Origin of the sequence: Holdemania sp. 1001095H_141210_F2, assembly GCF_015558105.1 — a bacterium.
Classification (GTDB): Bacteria; Bacillota_I; Bacilli_A; order Erysipelotrichales; family Erysipelotrichaceae; genus Holdemania.
In genome coordinates, this window is the sequence record NZ_JADNPO010000012.1 from 30,796 (window position 1) to 51,362 (window position 20,567).

Sequence of the window (20,567 nt, forward strand, 5' to 3'; positions counted from 1 at the left end):
TACATTGGAAACAGAATCGGAGGAAAACGCAATGAAAATCAGAATCCTGCAATGCGATCCGATTGACCCGCAGGCCGAGGATCAGGTTCACCGGATCCGCCATCAGACGGGCGATCTCGTCATTGAGTACATCCAAATTCAAGATGCCGGCAGCCGTCCCGAAAAATGGGATCAGACAATTCTATGTTCCTCGAAAGCTGTGGATCCGCAGCTGGCCGCTTCCTTTCCCCAGCCAATTTTAATTATCAGTCCTCAACCGCTGGCTGATTATCCATCCTGGCAGATTCGCAGCCGATTGACGGACCCCTGGAATGGCGAATGGCTGGTCAAAATGATCAGTCAATTAGTGCATAACGGACAGCCGCTGAACCAAAGTCAATGCCTGGAATTTGTTAAAGTGAAAAAGGAGCGTAAAATCAGCGCGGAACTGGAACATCTGCTTTCTGGCATCAAGTCCCGGGATTATCCTGCGGCGTTATGGCTGTTTGTGCAGGATCGGCAGAATGAGGCGATGGAGCCGGAGGGAGAGGCGCTGCCTTTTCCTGTCCATTGTTACTGGATGAAACAGAAAGCAGACGTGAACGTCGCTTGTCTGATCTATCCCCAAGTTCCCTCAACTGTCTGAGGCAGGGGACAGGCTCAGACATTTCTCTTTTAAACCCTGAACCAAGAAGAAAAGCACTCGCAGGAGTGCTTTTCGCATGTCTGATTCGAAAAGACAATTAAAGCTTGCAGACGTTCGCAGCCTGTTCGCCGCGATCGCTCTGGACGACTTCAAAGCTTACCGCTTCGCCATCGTCTAAGGTTTTAAAACCTTCTGTCTGAATCGCGGAATAATGAACGAAGACGTCTTTTCCTTCATCCGTCGTGATGAATCCGTAGCCTTTTTCAGCATTAAACCATTTGACTTTTCCTGTAACCATGAGCTGTCCTCCTATGCCACTATAATAAAAGACACATGAGCGCGGGAATTAACTATCCTTTCCTCATGTGAAATTATAGTTATAGCCTTGAAAATCTAACTACAATATAGCACGATTTCCTGGCGGAATCAATCCGGATTTCATGATAAATTTGGACGAAATAGTCGGTTATTGTTCGAAATTGTAATAATTTTAATGGATTCCCGATAAAAATCAGAAGCGAAAAGAAGACAGAATCAGTCCTTTTTTCAAAGCTCTGCATCCTTGTTTGAAAGAGAATTCCCCGGGTCTGAAAGACCCCGCAAAATTGATCAGCAGGAAGCATTCTGATAGAAATTTGTTCAGAATTTGACTATGATAATCAGGAAAGAAAAGATTTCTGTTAATTTCCAGAATATTGGGAAAGAATGAATAAAGGAGTGATGCAGGATGGCAATCAATCAACAAATAACCAACGACCTGACCTGGGTAGGTGTCCAGGATCCGCAGCTGAAGGTATTTGATATCATCATGGAAACGGAATATGGAACGACGTACAACGCGTATATCCTTAAAGGTACAGCGAAAACGGCGCTGATCGAAACGGTCAAGCTTCCGTTTTTTGATGAGTTTGAAAAGCGTGTTGAAGCGGTGCTGCCAGTCGATCAAATCGACTATTTGATCGTGAATCACACCGAGCCGGATCATGCCGGTTCGATCGCGAAGTTGTTGGAAGTGAATCCGAATCTGACCATCGTCGGCAGTCCGGCGGCGCTGCAATTCTTAAAGGAAATCGTCAATCAGGATTTCCGCTCACTGACAGCGGCAGAAGGCATGACGCTGGATCTTGGCAAAAAGACGCTGCGGTTTATCATGGCGCCCAATCTGCATTGGCCGGATACGATGGTTACATTGGCACAGGAAGATGGGATTTTGTTTACCTGTGATTCGTTTGGCGCACATTATGCGTTTGAAGGGCTGCGCGTGAGTGAGGTCGAGGATCAAACGGCCTATCAGAGTGCGTTAAAATACTATTATGATCATATTTTAAAGCCATTTCGCCCATTCATGCGGAAAGCGCTGGACAAAGTGGCCGGGCTGGATGTGAAGATGATCTGTCCTGGTCATGGACCTGTGCTGGATTGCGGGCTGGAGGAGATTTTAAACCAATATCGTAGGTGGAGCGCGGAACCGCAGTTGGAAAACAAGCTGATTCTGGCCTATGTCAGCGCTTATGGCTACACGGAACAGCTGGCGCAGGCGATCGCCCGGGGCATTGAAAGTGCCGGCTGGAAAGCGGAATTGATGGAACTGACGCAGATCCCGGTGACGGAAGTGGTGGAAAAGCTGGAACAGGCCCGGGGATTTCTGTTGGGATCGCCGACGATTCTGGCGGAAGCACTGCCGCCGGTCTGGATGCTTCTCTCTTATTTGAATCCGGTCGTGCACGGCGGAAAGTTTGCGGCAGTCTTCGGCAGCTATGGCTGGAGCGGGGAAGCGTTCGCTCATCTGGAAGAACGGTTAAAACAGCTGCGGATTACGGTCATGCCAGCCTTGAAAGTGCGGTTTAAGCCGTCCATGGCGCAGCTTGAGGAAGCAGAACAGGCCGGACGGCGCTGGGTGGAACAGATCGCCGGGAAATAAACTGGGTTTATTAAGCAAACGGACTTCCTTTCAATTAAAGAAGGAGCTGCTTTCTTTCAAATTCATTTCAAGCGCATAATGGGAAGTCACGAAAACAGATGGCTGCCGCTGGGGAGGTTCTTAGTCGAATTTGCATGATGAAATGGGCAGGATAAACGGTTATACAACGCTTTATCCTGCCTGTTTCTTTGTATGGAAATTCTATTCTTACCCTGAGCCAGGGAAGAATTACTGCGGATACCGTCTGTTTTTTAATTGTCCTCAATCTTCAGAATCGCAGAGGGACTTTTGCCATAAGGAAAGTTTAAAACGCAGGGGAATGCCGCCGCTAAGAAAACGGTTCCGTCTGAAATATGATTCTTTTCGCCAGATTACAGGAACTTCCAGAAATCCGGTGAAAGGACGCTTGCTTTTTTTTCACAGTCATGGTAAGCTGATTACGCTTAAGGTTAGATATGGCTAACTAAAAAATAAAAGAATCGATCTGACGTCGACTCTTTTATTTTTCCATCAATGTTAGATTAAACTAACATTCAACGATGAAAGGAGAACGTTATGCTTCAACGATTTAAAAGTACGCTGATTCTGGCCGCAGTTCTCTTGGTCTGTTCCGGGATTTCGTTATTGATCGGCGCGGCGGATTTCGGCGTATCCGACGTGCTGAACGGAAACTGGGAGGCGCTGGAGATTCTGGTTCTTTCCCGCCTGCCGCGGCTGCTGGCGATTTTATGCACTGGCATGGGCATGAGCGTGGCCGGCTTGATCATGCAGCAGCTGTGCATGAATAAATTTGTTTCCCCCTCGACCGGCGCGACGATTTCCTCCGCTCAGCTGGGAATTCTGTTCGCTTTTCTGTTCATGCCCGGCTCGACGCTGTGGGTGCGCGCGGGCTTTGCCTTCGTCAGCGCGATTGCGGGAACCTGGATCTTTGTGGCGTTTATCCAGCGGATTCAGTTCAAGGACGTTGTGATGGTGCCGTTAGTCGGCATTATGTTCGGCAATGTGATCGGCGGAATCACGAACTATCTGGCGTATAAATACGAAATGACGCAGGCGCTCTCCTCGTGGTTGGTCGGCCACTTCTCCCTGGTGATGAAGGGGCGCTATGAGCTGGTCATTCTGGTTGTGCCGTTAGTTCTGGCGGCGTTTCTGTTTGCCAACCATTTCAATATCGTCGGCATGGGCAAAGACTTCTCAAAGAACCTCGGCGTGCCCTATAACGCCGTGCTGTTTCTGGGATTGACGATCGCCGCGATGATCTCTGCCAGTATTGTCGTGGTGGCCGGCAGTATTTCCTATATCGGATTGATCGTTCCCAATCTGGTCACGATGTTCAAGGGTGATAAGCTGCGCGGAACATTAGCCGATACCGCGCTGTTCGGAGCGCTGTTCTTGCTGGTCTGCGACATGCTCGGCCGGATCGTGATCGCGCCGTATGAACTGCCGATCGAGCTGATCGTCGGGATTCTGGGCAGTCTGATCTTCATCGGCCTGCTTTGGATGCGGCTCAACGGGAAAGCCCGTATCGTCAGAAAACCGGAAGGAGGCTGCAGAGGATGAAGCGCTGTGATGCCAATCATTTTAAAGCGGCGGTTCTGATCACGCTGGCTATTCTGGCGGTGATCGGCTATCTGACACTCAATGTCAATCCGAAATATGTCGAATTCGCAATGCGCCTGCGCGTGCCGAAATTATCAGTTATGCTCGTGACAGCCTTCTGTATCGGCGGCGCGTCGATTGTCTTTCAGACATTGATTCAAAACACGATTGTGACCCCCTGCCTGCTGGGGATGAATTCGTTGTACGCCCTGATCCATACCGCAGTGGTGTTCTTTCTCGGCTCCGGCAGTCTGATCGCCCGGCATCCGCAGCTTTCGTTTCTCGTCGATCTGACGATCATGGGGGCAGCCGCGATCTTGATTTACGGAACGTTGTTTAAGAAGATGAAGCATCAGATTCTCTATGTGCTGCTGGCGGGCACGGTCATGTCGACGTTGTTCTCCAGCATGCAGACGACGCTGACCCGGATCATGGATCCCAACGAATACGATGCGCTGTTAGGTTCGCTGGTCGCCAGTTTTTCCAACGTCAATTCCAGTCTGTTGGCGATCTCAGCCGTGCTGATCGGCTTGGTGATCTTCGCGCTGCGGAAGGAGCTGAAGCTGCTCGATGTGATCGCGCTGGGGAAGAATCAGGCGATAAATCTGGGCGTGGATGTGGACAAAACGATCCGCCGGTTATTGCTGGGCGTAACGGTGCTGATCGCGATCGCCACGGCGCTGGTCGGTCCGATTTCCTTTCTGGGCCTGATCATTGCGAATCTGTCGCGGCAGCTGTTTAAGACATACAGGCATACCTGGCTGATTTTTGGCGCAGCCGTGCTGGGGATGATCGTTCTGGTCGGCGGACAGCTGATCGTCGAGCATGGCTTTTCTTACAGCATGCCGGTCAGCGTATTCATCACGATCGGCGGCGGTTTGTATTTTTTGATTCTGTTATTTGGAAAAGGGAGGCAGCGGGCATGATTATTAAACAACTGACAAAGCACTATGGCGCAAAACGGGTTGTCGACGAGGTGAGCTTCGAAATTCCCAAGGGCAAGGTCCTGTCCCTGATCGGTCCCAACGGCGCGGGCAAGTCGACGGTCATGGGGATGATTTCCCGGCTGGTCGCTAAAGATGCGGGACTTGTGCAGTTTGAAGGAAAGGATCTGGCGAAGTGGAACAGCCGCGACCTGTCCAAACGGCTGGCGATCCTGACGCAGTCCAACAACATTCAGATGAAGCTCACGGTGCGCGAACTGGTCAGCTTCGGCCGTTTCCCTTATTGTCAGGGGCGGCTGCAGGAAGAAGACCGGCGGAAAGTGGATGAAGCGCTGGCCTACATGGAGCTGGAAGCGATCGCTGATCAATTTATCGACGAGCTGTCCGGCGGGCAGCGGCAGCGGGCGATGATCGCGATGGTGATCGCTCAGGATACGGATTATATTCTACTGGACGAACCGACGAATAACCTCGATATCTATCACGCGTCAAACATGATGAAAATCGTACGCCGGCTGTGCGATGAATTGGGAAAAACGGTGATTCTGGTTCTGCATGAAATCAACTACGCGGCGTTTTATTCGGATTATATCTGCGCGTTTGTCGGCGGTAAGGTAGCACGATTCGGGACTGTTGAGGACGTGATCACCAAGGAAAACCTTTCGGCGATCTACGGCGTGAATTTCGAGATTCAACAGGTCGCGGGCCGGCCGCTGTCGATCTATTATTAATAGGTTTCTAAAATTCAGAAGAAAGGCGAGAGAGAAATTTCAGCTGAATTGGAAAGGAAAGTCAGTTTGAATGATGTGAATCACAGGTTTTCCCGCAACAAATCATAGGTCACAAAGGAAAAACAAAAAGGAGAAAAGAATATGAAGAAATTAACGGGTTTCATGGCCGCCGGCTTGTTGATGCTGAGCGCCTGCACCGCAAAACCGCAGAAGGAGGAGCAGCCGAATCAACAACCAGTTGCGACGATGACGATCACCACACTCAACGGAAATCAGGAAAAAGGTCCGCTGGAAGTCCCGGTCGATCCGCAGCGGATCGCAATTCTGGACATGGCGGCGCTGGATATGCTGGACAGCTGGGGATTGGGCAACCGCGTCGTCGGCATGCCGAAATCCTCAACGGTCGATTATCTGAAAGCATATAATGAAAATAAAGCGATCGTAAATCTGGGGACGCTGAAAGAAGTCGATATGGAAGCGCTGATGGCCAGCGAACCGGATGTGATTTTCATCGGCGGCCGGCTGAGCGCGCAGTACGACGCGTTGTCTGAGATCGCCCCGGTTGTGTATCTGAGCACCGATGCCGAGCTGGGCATAGTGGAAAGCGTGAAGCAAAACGCCATGACTATCGCTTCTTTATTTAATATGGAAGACAAAGCGAAGGAACAGCTGGCTGGTTTCGACAGCCGAATTGAAACGCTGCGTCAGGCGGCCAAAGGCAAAACCGCGGTGATCGGCATGGTGACCTCCAGCAACTTCAATACCCTTGGCAACGGCAGCCGCTGCTCGCTGATTGGCAATGAAATCGGCTTTATCAATCTGGCGAACGATGTGGATTCCACCCATGGCAACGAATCGTCGATGGAATTGTTAGTCAAGCTGAATCCGGAATATCTCTTCGTGCTCGACCGTGATTCCGCGATCAATACCGAAGGGGCGAAGCTGGCGGAGGAAGTCATGAACAATGAACTGACCGCCAGGACGCTGGCCGCGCAGAACGGTAATATCGTCTACCTCACGCCGACGGTCTGGTATCTGGCAGAAGGCGGGATTACCGCGTTAGACGTGATGCTTCAGGATCTGGAAGCGGCGTTATTGAAATAAACAAAGCAAAAAGGATGAAGGTGACTTCCCTCAATGAGAAGTGCATGTTCATCCTTTTTTGTGAAAAGATTGGGAGGGAGTGTGAAGCAGGGAGAGAGAATCGGGATGTTATTGCAGCGTGACGTAGCCGTAATACGGTGTGGTTCCTTTCTTCGTGGCATTCTGGACTTTCTCACTCTTGAGGATCGGTGTGTTATAGCTGAACAGCGGAATGATATAGGCCTGCTGCTCAATCAGGTATTCTTCAGCCGCATGCAGTGCATTCATATACTCCGTATGATCCACAATCTTCGCAGCGTCCTCAATCATCTGATCATAAGCGGGATCCTCGACCGCAGGAACGACTTGTTGTCCAATAGTCCACAAGGTCAAAAACTGGGATGGATCATCGCTGGCGGTGTAGCCGTACCGGGAGAGTTCAAAGTCGCCGTTGTCGATCTGATTATAGAAGACGCCGGATTCCACAACCTCCAGTTCGCAGTCGATTCCGATATTTTTCCACATCGCTTCCAAAATCTGCGCAACGTCGGCGTGGATGAAGGAAGAAGAATATTTGTATTTGATTTTTAACGGATGGGCTTCGTCATAACCGGCTTCTTTCAGCAGCGTCTTCGCCTGTTCCGGGTCATACGCCTGCAGAGTCTCTTTCGCGTCGGCTTCCTTCCGGAAATCCCCATCTGCGCCGTTAAGTCCGGATGGGACATAGCCGCCTAATGCCTGATAGTATTCCTCAGGGCCCAGGGTGGAAGCCAGAGCTTTTTTGTCGATGGCAAGGGCCAGTGCTTTCCGGACCCGGCTGTCTTTCAGGCTTTCCGGAGCGGTAGAACCAGAGTTTATTGCGATGAAGTAGGAGGTTGGAGACGGAATATTCCAGACTTCGTTCTGGTTCGGATAATTGACGCCAACATCAACCGGAACGTTTAACGCGACATCAACTTCGCCATTTTTATAAGCGAGCGACTGGGCGTCGCTGTCCGGCATGACCAGAAATGTAATCTGATCCAGCGTGATTTCATCAGCTTTGTAATAGCTGTCATTTTTGACGATGACGGCTTTTTCGTTCTCATTGCATTCCGTCAGCTGGTAAGCGCCGATGCTTGGATAGCCGGGTTTTAATGCCCATGTGGAATCGTGCGCATCCGCAAAATCCGGTCTTAACGGCGCAAAGACGTTGCCAGTTAACAGATTCAGGAAAAAGGCGCAGGGTTGTTTCAGAGTTAAAACCAGCGTAGACTCATCCGGCGTCTGGACTCCGTCAATTTCGATCGTTTCCGCGTCCAGATCGGTATTTGCCGCAATTTCTTCCGCGCCTTTTAAATAGGTGGTCAGATTGTAAATCGTCAGGGAGTTTTCCGCGCCATAGGTCAGGTTGCGCAGGATGGCATATTTAAAATCCTGTGAAGTCAGAGCTTTTCCATCACTCCAGGCCAACCCTTCCTTGATTTTTATAGTATAGGTCAGACCATCGTCGCTTACGGTGCAGTTCTCGGCAAGCTCAGGAATGACGTTGCCATTTTCATCCTTGGTCATCAGACTGGAAAGGGTATGGGCAAGAATGTAATTGTTGACAGTCTCTGTATTGAAGCCGGGGTCGAGCGTTGTGATCTGGCCTCCAACCGCGACGACAATGGAATTTTGTTTTGTTTCCGGTTCTGGCGAAGAAACATTAGCGTTGGAAGAACAGGCGGTGTTCAGGATGAATAAGCCTGCGCAGAGAAGCATATTTAATTTTTTCATGGTTATTTTCCTTTCTTAGATGAGTTTCGTTAAAGATGCAGAAACATCGTCGATAACGTTTCCTGGAATGTTGGATTTCTGATTTCTGTTTATGAATTGATATGTTTACAGCGGGAATCATCAACATCACTCCTTTCCAGAATCCTGAGGGAAAATAAAAATCGTCCCCAGCCTATGCTAGAGACGATGGATTCGCGGTGCCACTCTAATTGCCGGTTTATTCCGGCCTCCTCAAATCCTTAACGCGGATATTCGGATTTTCCTACTGAATTCAGAAAGTCATCTCCCAGATGCGTTTTCATTGGAACACGTGCCGCTGACCTTCCACTCTGTATCAGCTCGCTGATGGATTTTTCCAATTACTTTTTCTGTTCATTGATTTTATGGTTCTTAGTTTAAACGAGAAATGAAAAGATGTCAATGCTAGAATGATTATATTTTCATAAAATAAGAAATATTTTTCATGCGGAAAAGAAAGAGAAATTCATACTCTTTATTTTATTCCGGTCTCGTTTTGCTGACTATCAAATTTCTAAAAGCAGACAAAGAAAAATGAGGAGTAGTTCATCCTCATCTGTTCGTAAGTAAAGTTCTTCGGATCAGTTTGCTTTTTCAACTTTGACGGTAGTAAATTCAGTATCGCCGGTGACGCTGAGTTCGCCTGTGTAGGTGACTGTTACCTGATCACCATCTTTGATACCCTCCATTTTGAAATTTTCATCAATCGGGAAAACATAGGCGTCTTTTCCATCATCCAGAATAAACATGACATTTTTGATATCGCTGATTTTTCCGGTGATGGTTTTTTCTTCACCTTGTTTCGCTTCGGGAGCCATTGTCGGTTCTGTGGTTTCCGGCTTATCCGCCGGCGTTGCCTCCGGCATACTGGACGTTGCTTCCGGTGTCGGCGTTGTTTTGTCTTCCTTGGATTGGCAAGCGGCAGCCCCGAATAACAGACCTGCGGCTAAGATGATCATCACTATCTTTTTCATTTCTTTATCCTCCATGTATCCTTTTGGGTGATACTATAAGATTAGAGAAATTGAAAAAGGAAAAAATTGAAGGAAGCAGGAAATGTCATGAATTTGTCATAATTTTATTCGCTGTATTCGACAGGCTTCCAATTATTAGCCTGCATTTGAGTCCAAATATCATCCCAAGTACTGTTCATTACTTGAATATTATTAGACCCGGTATACCATTTATTATTATCAGGATTATAAATAAGACGTGTATTCCAATTTCCTTCTTGAATTGTGGAAGCATAGATGATCGCATTGTCCATGGTAGGATTATTATAGGAGCTTTTATGATTGAAACAGATTTGGATCTTATAGTCCCCTGATGGCAATTTCGCTGTTTCAACGACTCCCTTTTCCAAAGAAGGCCAGTCCCCTCCATAAATTTCATTTTTCATAAACTTACGTATTTGATCGTTATTCATATAACCAATACATTCTTTCATGAGATCTGAATCTTTTACAAATTCCTGCATGATGGAAATCATCGTTTGTTGAATTCCTTTCGGCGTGTAATCCAGATTATCGCTGGCAATGCTGCCATGTTTTGAACATTTGATTAAGGTAACGACACCTTTAATTTCGATTGCGGTCAATTTTCCTCCCGACGCGCATTTCGGTGTGGAAATAAAATATTCATCATCTTTGTTCTTTAATAAATCCCCAATCGACACCGGTTCACCTTTGATCTGGTAAGCATTGTACATTTCCATGACTTTCTGCCGTGTCTGCTGACACTGGACTTCAGCCGCAGTGGACGTAAAGCCTGTGAGTCTTGGAACCAATATGAGTAACAAAGCAACCAGGATCGCAACGACGACGATTAACTCGATTAATGTGAAACCGCGCTTCTTTTGTTTTTGCATAATTATACACATCCCTCTTTGATAACCATTATATCATGCTTTAGCGATTGAGAACCAGTGAAACAATCGTAAGAAAAAAGCGTTGACAGACGAGATTAAGGCTTTACATCGGCAGTTTCTGTGACTATAATTAAGAACGTAAAGGTAGAGAAAAGAAGAGTAGCTTCTCCATTTTCTGAATCAGAGAGCCTGAGTCGGTGAAAGCAGGACAGAAAACAGAAGCGAACATGGTCTTGGAACTGATTATCCGAACAGCGTAGGATAAGACGTGACTTCGCGTTAAGAAGCAAGCGCATATCGAAAAGATATGAAGTAAGGTGGTACCGCGCGAAATCAGCGTCCTTTCAGGGACGTTTTTTTATTATCAAAAAGGAGGAATTATCATGAGCGAAAAATATTACATTACAACGGCGATAGCCTACACGTCGGGCAAGCCGCACATCGGCAATACCTATGAAATTGTTCTGGCCGACAGCATTGCCCGGTATAAGAGAATGTTGGGATACGATGTTTTCTTCCAGACCGGAACCGATGAACACGGTCAGAAGATCGAAGACAAAGCCAAAGCCGCAGGCGTAGCGCCGCAGCAGTTTGTCGATCAGGTCGCAGGGCAGATCAAGGAAATCTGGGATCTGATGAATACGTCCTACGATAAATTTATGCGGACAACCGATCCGGATCATGAGCGGCAGGTTCAGAAGATCTTTAAGAAACTGTATGATCAGGGCGATATCTACAAATCAGAATACGAGGGCTGGTATTGCAAGCCTTGCGAATCATTCTTTACCGAAAGCCAGATCGTCGATGGGAAATGTCCGGATTGCGGTGCGCCAGTTGAAAAAGCGAAGGAAGAAGCCTATTTCTTCCGGATGAGCAAATATGCGGATCGCCTGCTGAAGCATATCGAAGACCACCCGGAATTCATTCAGCCGGAATCCCGCAAAAACGAAATGATCAACAACTTTATCAAGCCGGGTTTACAGGATCTCTGCGTTTCCCGGACATCCTTTACCTGGGGCGTGCCGGTCGACTTTGATCCGAAGCATGTCGTCTATGTCTGGATCGACGCGCTGACCAACTACATCACCGGTCTGGGTTATGACTGCGATGGCAATCATGGCGAAAAGTTTAAGCATTACTGGCCGGCGGATGTTCATCTGATCGGCAAAGATATTCTGCGTTTTCACACGATCTACTGGCCGATCATGCTGATGGCGCTGGATCTGCCGCTGCCGAAGCAGGTGTTCGGTCATCCATGGCTGTTAGTGGGCGAGGGCAAGATGTCCAAGTCCAAGGGCAACGTGATCTATGCGGACGATCTGGTTCGTTACTTCGGCGTCGACGCCGTGCGCTACATCATGCTTCATGAAATGCCGTTTGCCCAGGATGGCACGGTCACCTATGAATTAATGATCGAGCGGATCAATTCCGATCTGGCGAATATCCTCGGTAATCTGGTCAACCGCACGCTGTCGATGACCAATAAGTATTTCGGCGGGTTAGTCCATAACGCAAACGTCAGCGATCCGATTGATGACGAACTGATCGCCTTGGCTAAAGCGACGCCGGCGAATGTTCAGAAAAAGATGGACGAGCTGCGGGTTGCGGATGCGATCGACGAGATTTTCGCTCTGCTGCGCCGAAGCAATAAATATATTGACGAAACAATGCCGTGGGCGCTGGGCAAGGATGAAACGAAGAAAGATCGTCTGGCTACCGTATTGTATAACCTGCTGGAAAGCATCCGGATTGCGGCCGTTCTGTTGGAAAGTTATTTGCCGGAAACGTCGAAAGCCATTCTCGATCAGCTCAATACGCAGCAGCGCAGCTATGATTCCGTGCTGACTTTCGGTCAGCTGGAAGATGGGATTCACGTAACGCCGAAGCCGCAGATTCTGTTTGCGCGGATTGACGAAAAGGAAATGCTGGAAAAGATCGAAGCGGAACAGCCGAAGAAAGCGCCGGTAAAACCAGCGGAGCCGGTGAAGCCGCAGATCACGATCGACGACTTTGCGAAGATTGAAATGAAGGTCGGACAGGTTCTGTCCTGCGAAAAGCATCCGAAGGCGGATAAGCTGTTGGTGTCTCAGATTGACATCGGTGAAGAAAAGCCGCGGCAGATTGTCAGCGGGATCGCGGGCAGCTATAAGCCGGAACAGATGATCGGTAAGAAAGTCGTCGTCATTACCAACTTGGCGTCGGCCAAGTTAAGAGGCGTCGAGTCGCAGGGTATGATTTTAGCCGGAATGGGCGAGGATCAGATCGAGGTGCTCTCCGTTGAAAAGCTGCCGGTCGGCAGCACGGTTCGCTAAGTCTCAGGAATTCCTTGCTGGAATAAAGAAAAAAGAAAACGCAGAATGAGAGAGTTCTCTCACGCTGCGTTTTTTTGATGGTGATCGCCAGTGATGACGTTGATTTTATCACCTGTAAAAAATTTTGCGAATTTCCGTTTTTCAATACTGCGTGTAAATCTGTTCGATCCGATCAAGCAGGGAATCCGTCGAATTGCTGAACCATCCTGTCGAATAAGCCTGATAGTTAAGGCGAAGAGTATGATCGCCGTAGATCTCAAGATTCCAGGTCTGATTTCCATCGCTGAGAAACAATTTTCCTGTTCTTACGGGGATTTCATGAGCGGTTTTCTGAGAAAAGAAGAGAGTACGGGTAAAACGATCTTTTTGAAAAAGCAGACTGAGCTCCCTGATTGTATCTTCCTCCGTGATTTCAATCGGCTCGCACGCTGTATCGCTGGTTATGATTTCACAATAAGTCAGGCTGATTATCCTGGAATTGGCAATGAGCATTTCTAAAGAAACCGTCGTTTTGATTTTAAAGCCGCAAAATCCAAGAAACAAGAGAATGAAACTCAGACTCAGGCCGATACTTTTTTTCATTTTTGTCCTCCTTGACGAAGTGAATTCTTGTAAATATCCTGCCGGTCAGCTGACTTTGCATCCAGAACCTTTGCAGCCGCGTTTAACGAGCGACCGTCAGACAGGACTTCTGACTTTATATTATCATAAGCCGGCGGCGAACTTCCATGATATAATCAAACCAACAGAGAGAGGGAGGATCAACTCATGCGGATTGACGATTATGCAAAATGGCTGCGGACATTGGTTTCCGAAGCTGTCGTTCAGAACTATATCAAGCGCTGCCGGCGGGTGGAAAAGAATCTGGACGTCAGTCTTGATCTGGAATTCAGAAAAGACGGGGGTGCTTCCCTGCTGGATCAACTAACGTATACAACGGAAGACTGGCAGAAACATCGTCCGCTGCGCTGTTCCTTAAACTTCAAGGCCGGATCAGACTGGTACAACGGGTTGGCTTCCTTAAAAACAGCGGTTAAAAAATATTTTGAATTCTGTCAGGTTTCCGTTTCATCGCAGGAATATTGAACTTTCAATCAGATTCAAAAAAGAAGAAAACGCGCGGCAGGGACAGCGCTGATGTCCGCTTGATGAAAAGCTGGAAATGGAGGATCAGAAAATGAACGACACACTTCAATTCGCCACGCGCGGAGAATTCAGGGCATGGCTGGAAGACCATTGCTTATCTGAGGAAGGCATCTGGCTGGTGTTGGGCAAGGCAGGCGGGCCGAAAACGATTAAAGCGGGCGAAGCGCTGGAAGAAGCGCTTTGTTTCGGCTGGATTGACGGTCAGATGCAGAGTCTTGACGATAAAACGTATCGCAAATACTTTTCGCAGCGCCGCGGGAAGAGTAAGTGGTCGGAAAAAAACAAGCAGCTTGTTCAAATGCTGGAAGAACAAGGCCGGATGACTGATTCAGGTCGGAAAAAGATTGCGGAAGCCAAAGCGAACGGACAATGGGACGCGCCGAAACCGGCGGCGGTCACCGAGGAACAAATTGCGTCGCTTTCCGCCGTTTTGGAAGCTTATCCCCAAGCCTATTCCAACTTCCAGGCGATGTCCATGTCGGTTAAAAAAACATATACCCGCGCTTTCCTGGATCCTATAACCGAAGCCGGGCGGGTTAAGCGCATCGCCTGGATCGTTGACCGGCTGAACAAGAACTTAAAACCGATGTGAGAGAGAAGTAAAATTAAACAAGCAGGAAAAAACGCTGTCAGATTCAATGATTTAATGGCAGCGTTTTCTCATGGACTATAAAGAACCGGCGGATCGGTATTAAATAAAGACTGGCGTCAAAAGAACGCCAGTCTTTCGCAAGACTTTAAAACGAATTGACCGGTTGATGAAGGAATCAAAATTGACTATTTATTTTCCAATCGCCTGAGTGAAAAATGCCCGCATATCCGCTCCGAGCAGTTTCGCGCTTTCTTCTCCCAGATAGGCCATGTGACCCGACGGATATTCACCGATCACAACCCGGCTTGGATCTAAATGAGAATGTGTTGCCAGATAACGGGCGTTGCCGGCCGTCGTGCAGAGATCGTACAAACCGCTGGCAAAGAAGACGCGCAGCTTCGGATTACGCCGCATCGCTCCGGCTAATGCCTGAGCCGGCGAGGATTTCGACTTTCGCTGCCACGTTTCGTTGACGTCGAAGACCAGTCCCTTACTGCTGCGGTTGAAACTGATGTTCAGCTCCTTGCAGATCAGCGCGAAAGCGGTCTGGAAGGCAGGCGTGTACTGGCCCATCGCCGGATCATCCGCAATGACGTTGGCATCCCGGATCGCCGGATCGTCTTTCCAGGTATAGCGGCCGTCATAGAAACCGACGGCCAGTCCCTGATCCTTTAACAACAGATGCGCAAATTCCTTCTGCATATCAATCCGCAGATGATGGCGAATCCAGAACTCGGTTTCAATGCCGGTGAAATACGTCAGTTTTTCCGCGATGGCCGCCTGTTTTGCTTCCGGCAGCGCGTCGCCCTGAAACAAGGCGCTCAGGTATTCTGTTTTGGCGAAATCGAAGGCCTGAGCGATAAAAGCATCCCGATCCGGTTTGCCTTCCGGATGATGATAGTGATTTGTTGCCGCCATCGTGATCAGATTCACGGCAGACGGTTCTGCCGGATTGGCTTCAAAGAACGTGCTGCCCAAAAGCATGATGCCGCTGACGGACAGCCCCAGCGTATCCGGTTTGACCGGCCCCGCGCCCATCAGCTCCGCCGCTAACAAAGCCGAACGGCCGGTGCCATAGCTCTCGCCCGCTAACAGGATCGGGCTGTTGCGCCGGTTGTAACGGGTCAGCCATTGTTCGATGAACATCGCCATTGCCTTCACGTCGCCATCCGCGTCATAGAATTCAGCGCGCGCTTTTTCCTGAATCAGGCGTCCGAAGCCGGTGCCCACCGGATCGACCAGAACGATGTCGCACAGATCCAACAGACAATGCGGATTGTCTTCCAGCTCAAAGGGCGGCACGGTCGGCAGATGCAGCTCATCTTCCAGCTTGATGCGCCGCGGACCAAACAGTCCGGCGTGGACCCATAAACTGGAGCACCCCGGACCGCCGTTATAGGCGAACAAAACCGGACGGGTTGCCGGATTCGCAACATCGCTGCGGAAATACGCGTAAGAAAAGATCGTTGCGGTCGGCTGCCCTTCCTCATCGACAAAGAAATTATCTTCGCTGACGGTGCGGTATGGGATCGTCTGACCGTTCAAAACGACCGAGCCTTGCGATTCAAAACGGGACTTTTCAAGACATTCTTCAATTCTCATGGATTTCTCCCCCACTTTCTGATTGCTTAATTTTTAGTATACACCACGGCGGAAGCGGATGACAAGCAGGGAAGTCGGTTCAGAGCGAACGTGCGCTATAACTGAACGGGAGCGTGGATGCAGGCGAGTGTGCCTGAGGGCAGCCCGGTGCGTTCCGCGAGAACGGCACATTTGACTTTTAACAGGAAGTAACGGTTTTTATCCGGCTGATCGATCAGGCATTCGAAGTTGGCCTGACCTTTGCTTATCAGGACGTCGGCCTGACGGTAAACGGTCTGGAATTCTGCGCCAGTCCGCGCAATCAGCGTGCCGGGCGTATCGTCGCCGCTGCTTATTATTGTTGCTCATCGTTCGATTCCAGCCTGCCGAGCATCGGCAGCGATCACATCGTTGACAACCGGACAACCGCGCACGGCATAATAAAGCTGTAGTTTCGGATTCAAAATACGGATCTGTTCCAGAAGCAGCCTGTCGATCATCACTTCACCGAAATTATCGCCCAACACCAAAACGGTCTGCGCCCGGATCAGATCCTGCCGGAAAGTGTCCGTTTCCTTAAAGGGTGAAGAGGAACTCAGAAGGACATGTTGGAAATCCTGAAGCATCTGCGTGAAATCTGGCTGATGAAGCGGATTAAAATCGAAACTGTTGGCCAGCGCAGCCAGCCGCAGTGCTTCCGCAAACGGATCGGCTGCCGAGCGGATTCGCCTGATCAGCGCCGGGATTTCTGCCGCCACCTGTGTGTTGACCTGTTTTCGAAGTGAAGCGTAGGGATCCCCGGTTTTTGCTTTTTGCTTGATCAGGCGGTAAAGCAGGCCAATGGCCAAAGGCGCGGGCTGATCAAAATCAACGTTGGCGAGCGTGTGGAAAAAATCGCGGTAGAAAGCGGGACGGGAAGCGGCGGGGATCAGGGCGGCGCAGCGGACGCCCAGCGATACCAGACAGGGCAGACATGCTTCCTGGATTTTCATGATTTACCTTCTTTCGTTTTTTTTGTCAGATTCTGGTTTGAGTATACCGGAACCAGATTGGAAGAGGCAACCCCGGACTGTCAGCTGACAGACTGACGCGTTAATCGAGTCAGCCTGAACTACCTGCCATGACATCAGGTGGACGTCATGGACTGACGCCATAAAAAAGCGGCAGGTCCGGGGGAAATCCGCCGGACACATGCCACTTTGAATACTTTTAAACGTTGGATTATTTGTTAGCCGCAGCCAGCTGACCTGCGATCCGTCCATAGTAGACAGCGCCGCCGATGGCCATGCCGCAGCACGGATATTCGTCGCCGAACAGTCCGGTGAAGGCAACTTCGCCTGCCGCATACAGACCCGGGATCGGATTGTTTTCCGTATCCAGAACCTGAGCGTTGATGTCCGTTGTCAATCCGCCGAAGCTGACGGTAACGCTTGGATTCATCGACAAGGCATAGTAAGTGTCACCCTCGATCGGGATCATCTTTTCCGCCGGCTTGCCGAAGTCTTCGTCAACACCCTTGGCGCACAGCTCGTTGTAACGGGTAACCTGATCCGTCAGAACCTTGGCGTCAACGCCCATTAAACCTGCCAGTTCTTCCAGTGAGGAAGCTTTCAGCGTGGAATCCAGCGTCAGCGCATACTGGACAGTCGGCGCAGTTTCGTTCGCGCTGGCGATGTACCAGCCGTGATCCGTTCCCGATTTGAAGATCGCGTCCGCGACATGATACATATAGGTATATTCGTTGGCAACCCGTTCGCCGTTGCCATTGAGGATCAGACCTGCTTCTTCGTTGATGCCGACGCCGGAATAGTAGTTCAGGTAAACTGTCTGAATTTCCGGAGCGTCAAAAATCTTGGCGTTGACCTGTTCGCCCAGCTTCAAGCCGTCGCCGAGGTTGCCGGCCGGAACGCCTGTTGCATATTTATCACCGATCGAAGCGGCATACCGGCTTGTCATTTCACGATTGCTGGCATATCCGCCGGTAGCGATGATGACGTTTTTGGCATTGACCGTCACCTTGCTGCCGTCAGCTTTGGTTCCGCTTAAGCCGATAATCGCTCCGTCCGCATCCTTCAGGATGGTATCAGCGGTGGTGCCGTAGAAAATCTCACCGTTGTTTTTCAGATATTCTTCCGTCATCGGCACTGTGATGTTGCCGCCGAAGCCGTCGGTCATGCCGCCGCCATGATGGCCTGCCGCATTGGTCGTGTTATGAACGCGCCACGGCGTCAGCGACTGATGGATGGCTTCCACGTCGTAGATCATCACGCCCATGTCTTCCAGCCACGTCATGTTTTCAACCGAATTGTCGCAGAATGCCTTGACCATTGCTTCATCCAGCTGATCGGCGCCGGCCATGGTTTTCATGTATTCAAGCAACTGATCCGGGGTGTCTTCATATCCCTGTTTCTTCTGCCATTCAGTGCCGGCTGCCAGAAGCTTGCCGCCGCTGCGCGTCGTCGCGCCGCCGGTAACGCCCTGCTTTTCCAGAATGACGACTTTCGCGCCGGCTCGGGAAGCTTCGATACCGGCCGCCAGACCGGCTGCGCCGGCGCCCGCGATGACAACGTCTGCATCGAGTGTGACATCTTCAGCTGTCTTCTCAACCGGAACGTTTTTCAATGCTTCCGCATCGCCGCCCGCTTCGGTCACAGCGCTGGCCACTGCCGTTTTGATCGCCGCGGTGGTGATCGTGGCGCCGGTGATGTTGTCGACGCCTAACGACTGAGTTTCAACAATCTGCATCGGCAGAACTTCAACCGGGGAAGTTTCCAGGCCGTAGCCGATTCCGTAGGTTTCCTGATGATCTTTGACGACGATGTCTGTAATCGCGTCTTCGCTGACTGTCACTTCCACGGTGACGTCGCCCTTCATGCCGGGCGCGGCTGCCGTGTAGGTGCCGGCTGTGTAGGTCTGTTTGGCGGCTGCGTCCGGGGTTGGTTCGGTTTTCTTACCACTGTCGCCGCAGGCTGCTAACGACAGAACCATCGCTCCGCACATCAGCAGCGCCGCAAACTTGCTTGCTTGTTTCTTCATTTCTTTCCACTCCTTTTTGTTAAGGCTTTCGCAAAGTGATTATACAATGTCCTGTCGCAGGAAGGTCAATCCCTACTTTTATGCGGTCAAAGATTAGTGTATAATGAAGAAAAAGGACAACTATGTGAATATTTACAGCGCTTTCACAGAATAATCCGAACAAAACCGTTCCCTAAGAGGATGGTTTTGTTGTCTGATTTCCGGATCCATTCTCCATTTCGGATCCGATGCGCTATTACTGCGCCAGCCGGCAGTTTTCGGCAGGAACCGGGATAACGATTCAGAGAGAGAAGAGGTGATTCCCTTGCGGATTCAACAAGTCTGCCGGCAGACCGGTCTGACCAAAAAAGCGATCTACTTTTATATTGACCAGGGATTGATTCATCCCCGCCGCAGCACGGAAAATAATTATCTGGATTTCAGCGAGGCGGATGTCGACAGTCTGCGGATCATCGCTTTTCTAAGACAATATAATATTCCCGTGGGTGAAGTGGAGAATTTGATCAGTCATCCAAGCATGACGAATTTTTGTCTGCATAAGCAGCTTGCCGGATTGCGCATGCAGCTGCTGCGGCAGCTGGGGCTGATCCGGTCGTTGTCCTCCTTGTTGACGGAACTGCCGCCGCAGTACAATGTTAACGATCTGACGGAACAGATCAGCCGGCCGACGGCGCCCAGCGAGGCGGATCAGTCGATGCTTGATCTGGTCTGCCCGGATCAGGATGCCCGCATGATATCAATTTTTATCTGGAGTTCGTTTTTAAACGTGCCGAAAAGCGAATATAGGCTGTTTCTGTGGGGAAAGATTACCGAGCAGGCGCAGCAGGATCTGAAAGGATCGCTGCGTTATGTCGCCCGGATTATTTATGCGCTGGAATTTGAACAAATTGAAAACGATGCACGTCTGCGCTATTATGCCGCCCGGGCCATCTTAACGATGGATGAAGCGTTGTTTGCGAAGTTGAAGCAACAGGTTCTTGATCAGCTGCGGAAGATGGCTGAAAATCCGCTGGATCAGGCGTATTGGAAAATGAACTATGAAAAAGTCACGCTGCCGCTGGTTCGCTTTGTCAACGGGCCATTAGGCGATTTGATCGGCGAATATAACTGCGAGTATCTGACTTATACTAAAAACATGCAGCGGCTGGCGGCCAGCGTGCGCCATGAACTGCTCGAAGGCACGGAACAGGAACTCTACCGGAGGCTGCTGCTGGTTTTGGACGGGAAGCTCGATCTCAACGGGTATCCGGGACTGGTCAGCTTTTACACGTTTGAAATGGGCCTGTATATGATTTTGCCGCTCGATCAGCAGCGCCGGCTGCTGGAAAGCTAGTGCCTCATCGTTCTTTTGTTT

Annotated in this window: 17 protein-coding genes, 1 pseudogene and 2 other annotated features; of the genes and pseudogenes, 10 read left to right on the top strand and 8 right to left on the bottom strand. The window is 49.8% G+C overall.

The genetic code is table 11. The annotated features are described in order from the left end of the window. Window positions 1–31: 31 nt before the first annotated feature. Window positions 32–625, top strand: coding sequence for a hypothetical protein (locus tag I2G61_RS09055; protein ID WP_072685292.1), 594 nt, complete (start codon window positions 32–34; stop codon window positions 623–625). Window positions 626–722: 97 nt separating this feature from the next. On the opposite strand, the gene I2G61_RS09060 is transcribed toward I2G61_RS09055, so the two are convergent. Continuing rightward, window positions 723–923, bottom strand: coding sequence for a cold-shock protein (locus I2G61_RS09060; RefSeq protein WP_072685293.1), 201 nt, complete (start codon window positions 921–923; stop codon window positions 723–725). A 429-nt stretch (window positions 924–1,352) separates the two neighbouring features. On the opposite strand from I2G61_RS09060, the gene I2G61_RS09065 reads away from it, so the two are divergent. From I2G61_RS09065 to I2G61_RS09085, 5 genes are all read left to right on the top strand, one after another. After that, window positions 1,353–2,546 (top strand): FprA family A-type flavoprotein, encoded by a 1,194-nt coding sequence (locus I2G61_RS09065; protein WP_072685294.1) that lies wholly within the window; start codon window positions 1,353–1,355, stop codon window positions 2,544–2,546. 555 nt (window positions 2,547–3,101) lie between these two features. Beyond that, the gene (locus I2G61_RS09070) at window positions 3,102–4,106 is read left to right on the top strand and encodes an ABC transporter permease (RefSeq protein WP_195548191.1); all 1,005 of its coding nucleotides are present in this window, start codon (window positions 3,102–3,104) and stop codon (window positions 4,104–4,106) included. Then, window positions 4,103–5,071 carry an iron chelate uptake ABC transporter family permease subunit gene (locus tag I2G61_RS09075; RefSeq protein WP_195548192.1) on the top strand — a complete coding sequence of 323 codons (969 nt, stop codon included), beginning with the start codon at window positions 4,103–4,105 and terminating at the stop codon, window positions 5,069–5,071. The genes I2G61_RS09070 and I2G61_RS09075 overlap by 4 nt, the downstream gene beginning before the upstream one ends. Then, window positions 5,068–5,820, top strand: coding sequence for an ABC transporter ATP-binding protein (locus I2G61_RS09080; protein WP_072685297.1), 753 nt, complete (start codon window positions 5,068–5,070; stop codon window positions 5,818–5,820). The genes I2G61_RS09075 and I2G61_RS09080 overlap by 4 nt, the downstream gene beginning before the upstream one ends. A 141-nt stretch (window positions 5,821–5,961) precedes the next feature. Further along, on the top strand, window positions 5,962–6,924 hold the full coding sequence (locus tag I2G61_RS09085) for a siderophore ABC transporter substrate-binding protein (protein WP_195548193.1): 963 nt from the start codon (window positions 5,962–5,964) through the stop codon (window positions 6,922–6,924). A 108-nt stretch (window positions 6,925–7,032) separates the two neighbouring features. Here I2G61_RS09085 and I2G61_RS09090 read toward each other — a convergent pair whose 3' ends face one another. The 3 genes from I2G61_RS09090 to I2G61_RS09100 all read right to left on the bottom strand — a co-directional run bounded on the left by I2G61_RS09090 (window position 7,033) and on the right by I2G61_RS09100 (window position 10,546). Then, entirely contained in the window at window positions 7,033–8,661 is a 1,629-nt protein-coding gene (locus I2G61_RS09090; RefSeq protein ID WP_229100725.1) for a peptide ABC transporter substrate-binding protein, read from the bottom strand. A gap of 176 nt (window positions 8,662–8,837) precedes the next feature. Further along, window positions 8,838–9,046: a binding site (T-box leader), on the bottom strand. A gap of 214 nt (window positions 9,047–9,260) precedes the next feature. Then, entirely contained in the window at window positions 9,261–9,653 is a 393-nt protein-coding gene (locus tag I2G61_RS09095) for a DUF1344 domain-containing protein (protein ID WP_072685299.1), read from the bottom strand. Window positions 9,654–9,757: 104 nt separating this feature from the next. Next, complete coding sequence (locus tag I2G61_RS09100) at window positions 9,758–10,546, bottom strand: prepilin-type N-terminal cleavage/methylation domain-containing protein (RefSeq protein ID WP_229056882.1); 789 nt, start codon at window positions 10,544–10,546, stop codon at window positions 9,758–9,760. 138 nt (window positions 10,547–10,684) lie between these two features. Next, window positions 10,685–10,893 (top strand) — a binding site (T-box leader). 36 nt (window positions 10,894–10,929) lie between these two features. Here I2G61_RS09100 and metG point away from each other — a divergent pair. Continuing rightward, complete coding sequence (gene metG / locus I2G61_RS09105) at window positions 10,930–12,858, top strand: methionine--tRNA ligase (protein ID WP_195548194.1); 1,929 nt, start codon at window positions 10,930–10,932, stop codon at window positions 12,856–12,858. Window positions 12,859–12,999: 141 nt separating this feature from the next. Here the strand turns inward: metG and I2G61_RS09110 are convergent, their stop codons facing one another. Beyond that, the gene (locus I2G61_RS09110; protein ID WP_195397217.1) at window positions 13,000–13,440 is read right to left on the bottom strand and encodes a hypothetical protein; all 441 of its coding nucleotides are present in this window, start codon (window positions 13,438–13,440) and stop codon (window positions 13,000–13,002) included. Between the two features lie 186 nt (window positions 13,441–13,626). On the opposite strand from I2G61_RS09110, the gene I2G61_RS09115 reads away from it, so the two are divergent. Together I2G61_RS09115 and I2G61_RS09120 are read left to right on the top strand one after the other, a co-directional pair. Beyond that, entirely contained in the window at window positions 13,627–13,944 is a 318-nt protein-coding gene (locus I2G61_RS09115) for a hypothetical protein (RefSeq protein ID WP_072685304.1), read from the top strand. A gap of 91 nt (window positions 13,945–14,035) precedes the next feature. Then, the gene (locus I2G61_RS09120; RefSeq protein WP_072685425.1) at window positions 14,036–14,596 is read left to right on the top strand and encodes a YdeI family protein; all 561 of its coding nucleotides are present in this window, start codon (window positions 14,036–14,038) and stop codon (window positions 14,594–14,596) included. A 189-nt stretch (window positions 14,597–14,785) separates the two neighbouring features. Here the strand turns inward: I2G61_RS09120 and I2G61_RS09125 are convergent, their stop codons facing one another. From I2G61_RS09125 to I2G61_RS09140, 3 genes and pseudogenes are all read right to left on the bottom strand, one after another. Beyond that, window positions 14,786–16,198, bottom strand: coding sequence for a S10 family peptidase (locus tag I2G61_RS09125; RefSeq protein WP_072685305.1), 1,413 nt, complete (start codon window positions 16,196–16,198; stop codon window positions 14,786–14,788). Window positions 16,199–16,293: 95 nt separating this feature from the next. Further along, window positions 16,294–17,169: pseudogene (locus I2G61_RS09135) on the bottom strand (DUF89 domain-containing protein). Window positions 17,170–17,398: 229 nt separating this feature from the next. Beyond that, complete coding sequence (locus I2G61_RS09140) at window positions 17,399–19,213, bottom strand: FAD-dependent oxidoreductase (RefSeq protein ID WP_195397224.1); 1,815 nt, start codon at window positions 19,211–19,213, stop codon at window positions 17,399–17,401. A 304-nt stretch (window positions 19,214–19,517) separates the two neighbouring features. Between I2G61_RS09140 and I2G61_RS09145 the strand changes: the two genes are divergently transcribed. Then, the gene (locus I2G61_RS09145; RefSeq protein WP_195548195.1) at window positions 19,518–20,546 is read left to right on the top strand and encodes a MerR family transcriptional regulator; all 1,029 of its coding nucleotides are present in this window, start codon (window positions 19,518–19,520) and stop codon (window positions 20,544–20,546) included. Window positions 20,547–20,567 lie beyond the last annotated feature (21 nt).

Bases quoted from the DNA above. Each gene is read 5' to 3' on its own strand.
- I2G61_RS09055 (WP_072685292.1), top strand. From the start codon at position 32: ATGAAAATCAGAATCCTGCAATGCGATCCGATTGACCCGCAGGCCGAG.
- I2G61_RS09060 (WP_072685293.1), bottom strand. From the start codon at position 923: ATGGTTACAGGAAAAGTCAAATGGTTTAATGCTGAAAAAGGCTACGGA.
- I2G61_RS09065 (WP_072685294.1), top strand. From the start codon at position 1,353: ATGGCAATCAATCAACAAATAACCAACGACCTGACCTGGGTAGGTGTC.
- I2G61_RS09070 (WP_195548191.1), top strand. From the start codon at position 3,102: ATGCTTCAACGATTTAAAAGTACGCTGATTCTGGCCGCAGTTCTCTTG.
- I2G61_RS09075 (WP_195548192.1), top strand. From the start codon at position 4,103: ATGAAGCGCTGTGATGCCAATCATTTTAAAGCGGCGGTTCTGATCACG.
- I2G61_RS09080 (WP_072685297.1), top strand. From the start codon at position 5,068: ATGATTATTAAACAACTGACAAAGCACTATGGCGCAAAACGGGTTGTC.
- I2G61_RS09085 (WP_195548193.1), top strand. From the start codon at position 5,962: ATGAAGAAATTAACGGGTTTCATGGCCGCCGGCTTGTTGATGCTGAGC.
- I2G61_RS09090 (WP_229100725.1), bottom strand. From the start codon at position 8,661: ATGAAAAAATTAAATATGCTTCTCTGCGCAGGCTTATTCATCCTGAAC.
- I2G61_RS09095 (WP_072685299.1), bottom strand. From the start codon at position 9,653: ATGAAAAAGATAGTGATGATCATCTTAGCCGCAGGTCTGTTATTCGGG.
- I2G61_RS09100 (WP_229056882.1), bottom strand. From the start codon at position 10,546: ATGCAAAAACAAAAGAAGCGCGGTTTCACATTAATCGAGTTAATCGTC.
- metG (WP_195548194.1), top strand. From the start codon at position 10,930: ATGAGCGAAAAATATTACATTACAACGGCGATAGCCTACACGTCGGGC.
- I2G61_RS09110 (WP_195397217.1), bottom strand. From the start codon at position 13,440: ATGAAAAAAAGTATCGGCCTGAGTCTGAGTTTCATTCTCTTGTTTCTT.
- I2G61_RS09115 (WP_072685304.1), top strand. From the start codon at position 13,627: ATGCGGATTGACGATTATGCAAAATGGCTGCGGACATTGGTTTCCGAA.
- I2G61_RS09120 (WP_072685425.1), top strand. From the start codon at position 14,036: ATGAACGACACACTTCAATTCGCCACGCGCGGAGAATTCAGGGCATGG.
- I2G61_RS09125 (WP_072685305.1), bottom strand. From the start codon at position 16,198: ATGAGAATTGAAGAATGTCTTGAAAAGTCCCGTTTTGAATCGCAAGGC.
- I2G61_RS09140 (WP_195397224.1), bottom strand. From the start codon at position 19,213: ATGAAGAAACAAGCAAGCAAGTTTGCGGCGCTGCTGATGTGCGGAGCG.